Below are 11,625 nucleotides of genomic sequence, written 5' to 3' on the forward strand. Positions count from 1 at the left end.
GGGTCAGTCCGAGGACCGGCCGAGCTGGGTGTCGATGAAGTCGAGGATCTCCGCCGCCGAAGCCGACTCCAGGGACTCGGCCACATCCGGCGCAGCACCCCCGTCCGGCGTCGACGACGTGCCGTCCCACCGGGTCAGCAGCGACCGCAGCCGCTCGACGACCGTCTCCCGCACCGCCGGGTCGCCGTCGCCCGCCGTCGCCAGCGCCGCCTCCAGACGGTCCAGTTCGGCCAGCACGGGCACCGGTGCGCCGTCCGCCGGGTCCGGTGCCAGACGGCCCAGCAGCCAGTCGCCGAGCGCGGCCGGGTTCGGATGGTCGAAGGCCAGGGTCGCGGGCAGCCGCAACCCGGTCAGGGCGACCATCCGGTTGCGCAGGTCCACGGCGGTCATCGAGTCGAAGCCCAGCTCCTGGAAGGGCCGCTCCGCCGCGATGGTGTCCCCGTCGGCGTGGCCCAGCACCGTCGCGATCTCGGCCCGCACCAGATCGAGCAGCGTGCCGCGCCGCTCCTCCCCGGGCAGCGCGGCGAGCCGCTCGCCCAGCGTCCCGGCGCTCCGCTCCGCCACGGCCCGCGCGGTCCGCCGGGGGCCCCTGACCAGCGCCTGGAACACCGGGGGCACCTGCCCGTGGGCGCGCATCGCGGACAGGTCCACGGGCAGCGCGACCACCTGGGACTCGCCCTCGACGAGCGCCGCCCGCAGCAGCTCCGCCCCCTCCCCGGCGCCGACCGGACGGAAGCCCTCCCGCTCGTACCGCTTGCGGTTGGCCTCGCCCAGGTCCGCGTTGATGCCCCCCGACACGTCCCACAGGCCCCAGGCGATCGACGTCGCCACCAGCCCGCCACCGGCGCGGTGCCCCGCCAGCCCGTCGAGGAACGCGTTGGCGGCCGCGTAGTCGGCCTGCCCCGGTCCGCCGACGACGGCCACGCTGGACGAGAAGAGGACGAAGGCCGTGAGGTCGAGGTCCCGGGTGAGTTCGTGCAGGTGCCAGGCGGCGTCCGCCTTCGGCCGCAGCACCGCGGCGAGGCGCTCCGGTGTCAGATCCCCGATCAGCGCGTTGTCGAGCACGCCCGCCGTGTGCACCACACCGGTCAGCGGCCGGTCCGGCGGTACCTCGGCCAGGACCCGGGCCAGCGCCTCGCGGTCCGCCACGTCACAGGCCACCACCGAGACCTCGGCACCCGCCCCGGCCAGCTCCGCCCGGAGCTCCGCCGCACCGGGGGCCCCGGCCCCACGACGGCCGAGCAGCAGCAGCCGCCGCACACCGTGGTCCGCCACCAGCCGCCGGGCGACCAGGGAACCCAGCGCACCCGTCCCCCCGGTGACGAGTACGGTGCCGTCCGGGTCCCAGGCGACGGCGGACTCCGCCGCCGTCGCCGAACCGGCCGCCCCCCGCCGTAGCCGCGGCAGCCGGACCCCGGACCCGCGCAGGGCCGCCTGGGGCTCGCCGGACGCCACGACGGACGACAACAGCCGCTCGTCCGACGGCGGCAGTTCCCCGCCCGGAGGCAGCGGCCGTTCCCGTCCGCCCGGGGCCGCGACGCCGGAACCGTCCAGGTCCACCAGGACGAAACGCCCGGGCGCCTCCGCCTGAGCGGCCCTCAGCAGCCCCCACACGGCGGCGCCCACCGGGTCGGGAACGCCCTCGCCGCCGGTGTCCACGGCACCCCGGGTGAGCACGGCCAGGGGCACGTCCGCGAGCCGGTCGTCGGCCAGCCACTCCCGCACCACGCGCAGCAGCCGTGCCGTCCGCCCACGCAGATCCGCGACGACGTCCGGACCCGTCACGGCGCCCGCACCCGTCACGGCGCCCGGGTCCGTCACGGCGCCCGCACCCGTCATGGCGCCCGGGTCCGTCACGACGTCCTCGGCCGTCATGGCGTCCGGGTCCGCCACGACGCCCAGGGTCGTCACCGTGTCAAGGTTCGTCGCGGAGTCCCGGGCCGTCATGGCGTCCGGGTCCGTCGCGGGGTCGGGCAGCGCCCACACCCGTACCGCGTCCACGGCCGCCGTACCGGACTCCACCGCCTTGGCGACCGCCGCCACGTCCGTGAACGCGGTCGCCCCCGCCACGCCGTCCGTCCCGCCGAGCACGCCCCACCGCAGGGGGCCGCCGGACCCGTCGGACGGAGCCGCGCCCCACTCCAGGTGGAACAGGGGCGGCGCGGCGGTCCCGGAGTGGACGAACGCCGCCTCCGGTACGTCGTGGAACACCAGCCGCCCGACGGAGAGCACCGGCCGGTCGTCGGCGTCGGTCAGCTCGATCCCGACGGCCCCCGTGCCGAGGTCGGTGGTCCGCACCGCCACCGCCGTCGCTCCCGTGGCGTGCAGCCTGACGGCGTGCCACTCGGTGGGAACGCGCACGGTGCCCGGCGCGGCGTTCCCGGCGGCCGACAGCGCTCCGGGCACGTGGACGGCGAGGTCGAGCAACTCGGGGTGGACCCCGTAGCGCCCCGCCTCGGCGTGCTCCTCCGTCGGCAGCTCCACCGGCTCGGGCTCCCCGGCGGAGGCCGTGCCCGTGTCCGGGTCGGTGCCCGCGCCCGCGTCGGCGGCGGTCGTGGTCCCGTCCGTGGTCGCGCCGGACGTGGAGAGCACGCCGTCGGCGTACGCCGCCCAGGGACCGTCGTCCTCCTTCGCGGACCGCGCGTGCAGCACGAAGGCGTACCGGACCCCGTGGCCGTCGTCCCGGCCGTCGTCCCGGCCGTCGTCCTCCGGCTCCGGCTCCGGCGTGACGGTGAGCTGGAGTTCCACGGCCCCGCCGCGAGGCAGGACGGCGGGCGTGCGGACGGTGAGGGACTCGACCGTCGTCGCGCCCAGCTCGTCCCCGGCCCGCAGCGCGAGTTCGACCAGCGCGGAGGCGGGCAGGACGGCGTCCTCGCCCACCGTGTGTCCGGCCAGCCACGGCTGGGCGCTCAGTGAGGCGCGTCCGGTGAAGAGCGTGCCGGCCTGGTCGGCGCGTTCGACCTTGGAGGTCAGCAGCGGGTGTCCCAGGCCGCCGGGCGCCGAGGCGGCGGAGCCGCCTCGGGTGTGGTCCCGGAGCCAGTAGCGCTGGCGCTGGAAGGAGTAGGTGGGGAGGGTGACGGGGCGGGGGGCAGGGGCGTCCGGGGCCGCGCCACTGCGGTGGTAGGCGTCCCAGTCGACCTCGATGCCGGTGTTGTGGAGGGTGGCGAGGGCGGTGGCGTAGGCCTCGTTCTCGCTGTACTTCGGGTTGAGGACGGAGAGGGCGGTGTAGGTGGTGGGCGCACCGCCGGAATTCCGGTTCCCGCCGGTCCCGTTCGCTTTTCCGTTTCCGTCTCCGCGGCCGTTTCCGCTTTCGGCTTGGAGTTCGTTGTGGTGGTTGAGTGTGGTGTGGGTGTGGGGGGTGAGGGTGGTGTTGGGTCCGATTTCGAGGTAGTGGGTGGTGTGGTGTTGTTGGTGGAGGGTGGTGAGGTTGTGGGTGTGGTGGACGGTGTTGCGGATTTGGTTGGTCCAGTGTTCTGGGGTGGTGAGTTGGTGGGTGGGTGTGGGTGTGCCGTTGGTGTTGGTGGTGAGGGGTGTGTGGGGTTGGTGGTAGGTGATGGTGGTGGCGGTTTGGTGGAATTGGTCGAGGATGTGGTTCATGTGGTGGGAGTGGAATGCGTGGCTGGTGTTGAGGGTGGTGGTTTTGCGTCCTTGTTGTTGGAAGTGTTGGGCGATGGTGTGGGTGGGTTGGGTGTCGCCGGAGATGATGAGGGTGGTGGGGCTGTTGATGGCGGCGATGTGGGTGTGGGGGGTGAGGTGGGGGGTGATTTCCTGGGGGGTGGCTTGGATGGCGATCATGGTGCCGGTTCGGGGGGTGTTCTGCATGAGGCGTGCGCGGGTGGTGATGAGGAGGGCGGCGTCTTCGAGGGTGAGGATGCCGGTGAGGTGGGCTGCGGTGAGTTCGCCGAGGGAGTGTCCGGTGTAGTGGTGGGGGGTGATGTTGTGGGTTTGGAGGAGGTGGTGGAGGGCGACTTGGGTGGCGAAGAGGGCGGGTTGGGCGTATTGGGTCTGGTGGATTTGTGGGGTGTGGGTGATGTGTTGGAGGGGTTGGGGGAGGTGTTTGTTGAGGGCGTTGGCGGTGGTGTTGTAGGCGTGGGTGTAGGCGGGGTGGGTGGTGTGGAGTTGGTGTCCCATGTGGGGGTGTTGGGAGCCTTGGCCGGTGAGGAGGTAGGCGAGGGTGGGTTGGGGTGTGGGGGTGTGGGTGGTGTAGTGGGGGTGGGGGGTGTGGGTGGTGTAGTGGTGGAGCGCTTCGAGGAGGGTTTCGCGGGTGGTCGCGGTGAGGGTGGTGCGGTGGTGGAAGTGGGTGCGTTGGGTGGTGAGGGTGTGGGCGATGTCGTGGGGGGTGAGGTGGGGGTGGTGGTGGAGGTGGTCGAGGAGTTGGGTGGCTTGGTGGTGGAGCGCGGTCGGGGTCTTCGCGGAGAGCGTCCACACCACCGCCGGCACCGCCTCCCGCTCCGACACCACCAACCGGGGCACGCTCGGCTCCGCCTCGGGAGCCTCGATGATCACGTGTGCGTTGGTGCCGCTGATGCCGAACGAGGAGACCGCCGCCCGTCGGGGGCGACCCTCCCCGTCGGACCAGGGGCGGGCCTCGGTGAGGAGTTCCACGGCGCCCGTGTCCCAGTCGACGTGCTGCGACGGCCGGTCCACATGGAGGGTCTTGGGCAGTACCCCGTGCCGCATCGCCTGCACCATCTTGATGACGCTGCCGACGCCCGCGGCGGCTTGGGTGTGCCCGATGTTGGATTTGAGGGAGCCGAGGTAGAGGGGTCGGTCGTGGGGTCGGTCCTGTCCGTAGGTGGCGAGGAGGGCCTGGGCTTCGATGGGGTCGCCGAGGGTGGTGCCGGTGCCGTGGGCCTCGACGGCGTCGACGTCCGCCGTGGTGAGTCCGGCGTTGGTGAGGGCCTGGCGGATGACGCGTTCCTGGGAGGGGCCGTTGGGGGCGGTGAGTCCGTTGCTGGCGCCGTCCTGGTTGACGGCCGAGCCACGGATCACGGCGAGGACCTGGTGTCCGTTACGTTGCGCGTCCGACAGTCGTTCCACCAGCAGCAGGCCGACGCCCTCGCTCCACCCGGTGCCGTCCGCGCCGTCCGCGAACGGCTTGCAGCGGCCGTCGGGCGAGAGGCCCCGCTGGCGGGAGAACTCGACGAACGACATCGGTGACGCCATCACGGTGACGCCGCCGGCCAGGGCGAGGTCGCATTCGCCGGAGCGCAGGGCGTTCGCGGCCATGTGCATCGCGACCAGCGAGGACGAGCACGCCGTGTCCACCGTGACGGCCGGACCCTCCAGGCCCAGGGTGTACGAGATGCGGCCGGACGCGATGCTCCCGGCGTTGCCGCCCGCGAGGTACCCCTCCAGGTCCTCGGGCACCCCTTCGACGCCCGTTCCGTAGTCGTGGTACATCACCCCGGTGAACACCCCGGTCCGGGAGCCCTTGAGGGAGGAGGGCACCAGCCCCGCGTTCTCGAAGGTCTCCCAGGCGGTCTCCAGGAGCAGCCGCTGCTGAGGATCGGTGGCCAGGGCTTCGCGGGGGGAGAGTCCGAAGAATTCGGGGTCGAACTGGTCGGCGTCGTGGAGGAATCCTCCGTGGCGGGTGTAGGTGGTGCCGGTGTGGTCGGGGTCGGGGTGGTAGAGGTGTTCGAGGTTCCAGCCGCGGTTGGTGGGGAACTCGGTGATGGCGTCGGTGCCGTTGGCGACGAGGTGCCAGAGGTCGTCGGGGGAGGTGACGCCGCCGGGGTAGCGGCAGGCCATCCCCACGATCGCGATCGGCTCGGACGCGGTGTGCTCCACCGTCGCGGCCACGGGAGCGGGGGCCGGCTCCGTGCCGGACAGCCGGGTCATCAGATGTCCGGTCAGCGCGGCGGGACTGGGGTGGTCGAAGACGAGGGTGCTGGGGAGGCGGAGGCCGGTGGCGTCGTTGAGCTGGTTGCGGAGTTCGACGGCGGTGAGCGAGTCGAACCCCAGCTCCTGGAAGGGCCGTTCCGGATCGACCGTGGCCGGATCCGTGTGCCCGAGGACACTGGCGACGTGCGCGCGGACCAGATCGGCGAGGGTCCGCGTCCGCTCGGCCTCCGGCAGGGCCGACAGCCGGTCGGCGAACGAGGAGTCGTCCGGCCGTGCGACCCGGTCCCGGCGGCGTCGGCCGGTCGGCACCAGACCCGAGAACAGGACGTGCGGATTCGCCGACCGCCGGACGACGGTGGTGTCGATGGGGGCGATGGCGAGGACGGGGTGGGGGGTGGTGAGGGCGAGGTCGAAGAGTTCGAGTGCCTGGTCCGTTTCCAGGGGGAGAAGCCCCAACTGCCTCATGCGTTCCAGGTCGTTGGTGTGGAGGTTGTTGGTGAGGGTGCTGGTTTGGTTCCAGAGTCCCCAGGCGAGGGAGTGGGCGGGGAGTCCGTTGGCGTGGCGGTGGTGGGCGAGGGCGTCGAGGTAGGTGTTGGCGGCGGCGTAGTTGGCTTGTCCGGCGTTGCCGATGTGTCCGGCGATGGATGAGTAGAGGATGAAGGCTTTGAGGTTGTGGTTTTTGGTGAGGTGGTGGAGGTTCCAGGCGGTGTCGGTTTTGGGTGGGAGGACGGTGTTGAGGTGGTGGGGGGTGAGGGTGGTGAGTGTGGTGTCGTTGAGGGTGCCTGCGGTGTGGATGATGGCGGTGAGGGGGTGTTGGGTGGGGATGTCGTGGATGGTTTTTTCGAGGTCGTGGTAGTTGGTGGTGTCGCAGGCGGTGATGGTGACGTGGGTGCCTGCTTGGGTGAGTTCTTGGTGGAGTTGGGTGGCTGTGGGTGTGTTGGGTCCGGTGCGGGAGAGGAGGAGGAGGTGTTTGGCGTGGTGGTGGTGGGTGAGGTGGCGTGCGAGTGCGGTGCCGAGGGTTCCGGTGGCGCCGGTGATGAGGATGGTGCCTTCGGTCCAGTCGATGCCGGGGAGTTGGGTGCTGGTGCTGGTGCTGGTGCTGGTGCTGGTGCTGGTGTCGGGCTCGGGGTCGTTCTTGGCCTTGGCCTTGGCTTGGGGCTGTTGGGTGGTGAGGGGTGTGGGGGTGAGGGTGGGGGTGAGGAGTTGGTTGTTGCGTTGGGCTAGTTGGGGGTGGGGGGTGTGGTGTGCGGTGGTGGCGAGTTGGTGGATGTGGGTGGGTGTGGGGTGGGTGGTGGGGTCGAGGTCGAGGAGGGTGATGTGGTGGGGGTGTTCGGTTTGGGCGGTGCGGGTGAGTCCCCAGATGGTGGAGTGGGTGAGGTCGGTGATGTCTTCGTGGGGGTGGGTGGCGATGGCTCCGCGGGTGACCACGACCAGGGGGTTGGTGTCGGGTTCGGCGAGCGCTTGCTGAATTTCATCAAGGGCGTGGCGTAGTGCGGGGTGGACGGATTCGGGGCTTCCGTCGCCGGGGGTGGTGAGGTCGATGACCTTGACGGTGGTTTCGGGGGTGGTGGCTGTGGTGTCGGTGTTGGTGGTGTTCTCGGGTATGGGTGTCCAGGTGGTGTGGTGGAGGGGGTGGTGGTGGGTGGGTTGGTGGAGGTTGTGGGTGTTGAGGGGGCGGAGGTGGAGGGTGTTGATGGTGGTGGTGGGTTGTCCGGTGGGTGTGGTGGCGGTGAGGGTGGTTGTGGTGGGGGTGGTGTGGTGGAGGTGGATGCGGAGGGTGGTGGTGGGTGTGTTGTGGTGGGTGACTCCGGTGAAGGTGAAGGGGAGGGTGGGGGGTTGGTGGGGGTTGGTGATGCCGGGGAGGAGGGGGTGGAGTGCGGAGTCGAGGAGTGCGGGGTGGAGGAGGTAGTGGGGGGTGTGGGGGTGTTGGTCGGGGGGGAGGGTGATGTCGGCGTAGAGGTGGGTGTGGTCGTGGTTGTGCCAGAGGTGTTGGAGGTTTTGGAAGGTGGGTCCGTAGGTGTAGCCGTGTTGGGTGAGGTGTTCGTAGATGTGGTGGAGGGGGACTTCGGTGGTGTCGGGTGGGGGCCAGGTGCCGGTGGTGGGTTCGGGTGTGGGGGTGTGGTGGGGGGTGAGGGTGCCGGAGGCGTTCAACACCCACGACCGACCCTCGTCACCGTCGACGGTCGCGAGCCGGGAATGGATCTCGACGTTCCGCCGCCCCGCGTCGTCGGCTTCGGCGACGATCACCTGGACCTGCATGGAGTCCGCGTCCGGCAGGACCAGGGGCGCGGCGAGGGTCAGTTCCTCCAGGGACTCGACGCCGATCTGTTCGCCCGCGCGCATGGCCAGTTCGAGGAGGGCGGTGCCGGGGACGAGGACGGTGTCCGCGACGACGTGGTCGGCGAGCCAGGGGTGCGTCCGCGTCGACAGCCTGCTGGTGAACAGGTACGCGTCCCGGTCCGCCAACCGCACCGCCGCCCCCAGCAGCGGATGGGCGACGGGCGACAGCCCGAGTGCGCCCGCGTCGGTGCGGGTGTCCGTGGTGTCGAGCCAGTAGCGCTCGCGCTGGAAGGCGTAGGTGGGGAGGGCGACGGGGGAGGAGGCGGTTCCCGTCTGGGCGGAGACGTTCTGGAGGTGGGCGTCCCAGTCGACGTCGATGCCGGTGTTGTGGAGGGTGGCGAGGGCGTTGGCGAACGCCTGGGGCTCGCTGTGCTTCGGGTTGAGGACGGAGAGCGCGACGAAGGGTCGGGGCGAGTCTGAGTTTTCGTTGTGGTGGTTGAGTGTGGTGTGGGTGTGGGGGGTGAGGGTGGTGTTGGGTCCGATTTCGAGGTAGTGGGTGGTGTGGTGTTGTTGGTGGAGGGTGGTGAGGTTGTGGGTGTGGTGGACGGTGTTGCGGATTTGGTTGGTCCAGTGTTCTGGGGTGGTGAGTTGGTGGGTGGGGGTGGGTGTGCCGTTGGTGTTGGTGGTGAGGGGTGTGTGGGGTTGGTGGTAGGTGATGGTGGTGGCGGTTTGGTGGAATTGGTCGAGGATGTGGTTCATGTGGTGGGAGTGGAATGCGTGGCTGGTGTTGAGGGTGGTGGTTTTGCGTCCTTGTTGTTGGAAGTGTTGGGCGATGGTGTGGGTGGGTTGGGTGTCGCCGGAGATGATGAGGGTGGTGGGGCTGTTGATGGCGGCGATGTGGGTGTGGGGGGTGAGGTGGGGGGTGATTTCCTGGGGGGTGGCTTGGATGGCGATCATGGTGCCGGTTTGGGGTGTGTTCTGCATGAGGCGTGCGCGGGTGGTGATGAGGAGGGCGGCGTCTTCGAGGGTGAGGATGCCGGTGAGGTGGGCTGCGGTGAGTTCGCCGAGGGAGTGTCCGGTGTAGTGGTGGGGGGTGATGTTGTGGGTTTGGAGGAGGTGGTGGAGGGCGACTTGGGTGGCGAAGAGGGCGGGTTGGGCGTATTGGGTCTGGTGGATTTGTGGGGTGTGGGTGATGTGTTGGAGGGGTTGGGGGAGGTGTTTGTTGAGGGCGTTGGCGGTGGTGTTGTAGGCGTGGGTGTAGGCGGGGTGGGTGGTGTGGAGTTGGTGTCCCATGTGGGGGTGTTGGGAGCCTTGGCCGGTGAGGAGGTAGGCGAGGGTGGGTTGGGGTGTGGGGGTGTGGGTGGTGTAGTGGGGGTGGGGGGTGTGGGTGGTGTAGTGGTGGAGCGCTTCGAGGAGGGTTTCGCGGGTGGTCGCGGTGAGGGTGGTGCGGTGGTGGAAGTGGGTGCGTTGGGTGGTGAGGGTGTGGGCGATGTCGTGGGGGGTGAGGTGGGGGTGGTGGTGGAGGTGGTCGAGGAGTTGGGTGGCTTGGTGGTGGAGCGCGGTCGGGGTCTTCGCGGAGAGCGTCCACACCACCGCCGGCACCGCCTCCCGCTCCAGCACCGTCAGTCGTGCCCTGACCTCGTCCGTGAGCGTGGGCTCTCCGGTGCCGTCCGTTCCGCCGGTGCCGACCGGTTCTCCGGCGCCGTCCGTCGCTTCCGCGCTTCCCGGCCGTTCGCCGCTGGTGCTGGTGCTGGTGCTGGTGCTGGTGCTGGTGCTGGTGCTGGTGCTGGCGGTTCCCGCGCTTCCCGGCCCGTCCGCGTCGTCCGTGCCGCTGGCCTCGTCCGTCGTGCCGCTGACGTCGCCCGCGCGGGTCGGGCGACCGGCCGTGTGACCGGAGGCGGAATCCGTGGCGGTGTCCTCCCTGGCGGATGGGGCCTCGGTGGCCGGAGCGGGTCCGTCGCCCGTCGCCCGTGCGGCCGGGACCCTGGCGCCGGGCGCCTCCTCGATCACCACGTGCGCGTTGGTCCCGCCGAAGCCGAACGACGACACCCCCGCGCGGCGCGGGCGTTCCCCCGTCTCCGGCCAGGCGCGGGCCTCGGTCAGCAGCTCCACCGCGCCCGCCTCCCAGTCCACATGACGGGAGCGCTCCGTCACATGGAGGGTCCGGGGGAGGACGCCGTGGCGCATCGCTTCGATCATCTTGATGACGCCGCCGACGCCCGCGGCGGCCTGTGCGTGACCGATGTTCGACTTCAGGGAGCCGAGGTAGAGGGGTCGGCCCTCGGGTCGGTCCTGTCCGTAGGTGGCGAGGAGGGCCTGGGCTTCGATGGGGTCGCCGAGGGTGGTGCCGGTGCCGTGGGCCTCGACGGCGTCGACATCCGCCGTGGTCAGCCCGGCGGCGAGCAGCGCGTCCTTGATGACGCGTTCCTGGGAGGGGCCGTTGGGGGCGGTCAGCCCGTTGCTGGCGCCGTCCTGGTTGACGGCCGAGCCACGGATCACGGCGAGGACCTGGTGTCCGTTGCGCTGGGCGTCGGAGAGCCGTTCCACCAGCAGCAGGCCGACGCCCTCGCTCCACCCGGTGCCGTCCGCGCCGTCCGAGAAGGACTTGCAGCGGCCGTCCGGGGCCAGCCCCCGCAACCGGGAGAACTCGACGAAGGCCGTCGGCGTGGACATGACGGCGGCGCCGCCGGCCAGGGCGAGGTCGCATTCGCCGGAGCGCAGGGCGTTCGCGGCCATGTGCATCGCGACCAGCGAGGACGAGCACGCCGTGTCCACCGTCACCGTCGGCCCCTCGAGCCCGAAGGTGTAGGCGATCCGGCCCGAGGCGATGCTTCCCGCGCTGCCCGAGAACAGATACCCCTCGTTGCCCTCGGCGGGCAGGTCGGGTCGGGAACCGTAGTCGTTGTACATCAGCCCGGTGAACACCCCGGTCCGGGAACCCCTGAGGGCCGCCGGGGCGATGCCCGCCCGCTCGAAGGTCTCCCAGGCGGTCTCCAGGAGGAGCCGCTGCTGGGGGTCGATGGCCAGGGCCTCGCGCGGTGACATGTCGAAGAATTCGGGGTCGAACCGGTCGGCGTCGTGGAGGAAGCCGCCCTCCCGGGTGTACGACGTCCCGGGCGTCTCCGGGTCGGCGTCGTAGAGGCGTTCGAGGTCCCAGCCGCGGTTGGTGGGGAACTCGCTGATGGCGTCGGTGCCGTCGGCGACGAGGCGCCAGAGGTCCTCGGGGGAGGTGACGCCGCCGGGGTAGCGGCAGGCGACACCGACGATCGCGATCGGCTCCTGGGCCTTGTCCTCCACTTCGCGCAGCCGTTTGCGCGCGTCCCGCGCGTCCGCGATGGCCTTCTTCAGGTAGTCCCGGAGTTCTTGTTCGTTCGCCACTGGTCTCAGCTCCCCGACGTGATGTGGCTCGTGATGGCAGGCGATGGCAGTGCGGATGGATCGTGGATGGTGCGGGACGTGCCATGGGGAACGGGGCCGCCGCCCGTCCGGGCGGCGGCCCCG

The 11,625-nt window shown here is 70.9% G+C and carries 1 protein-coding gene; it reads right to left on the reverse strand.

The features are described from left to right. Nucleotides 1-3 precede the first annotated feature (3 nt). The gene (locus tag ACVWNX_RS29180) at nucleotides 4-11,547 is read right to left on the reverse strand and encodes a type I polyketide synthase (RefSeq protein ID WP_454414984.1); all 11,544 of its coding nucleotides are present in this window, start codon (nucleotides 11,545-11,547) and stop codon (nucleotides 4-6) included. Between the last annotated feature and the right edge of the window lie 78 nt (nucleotides 11,548-11,625).

It is taken from the genome of Streptomyces sp. JNUCC 64, from assembly GCF_054484115.1.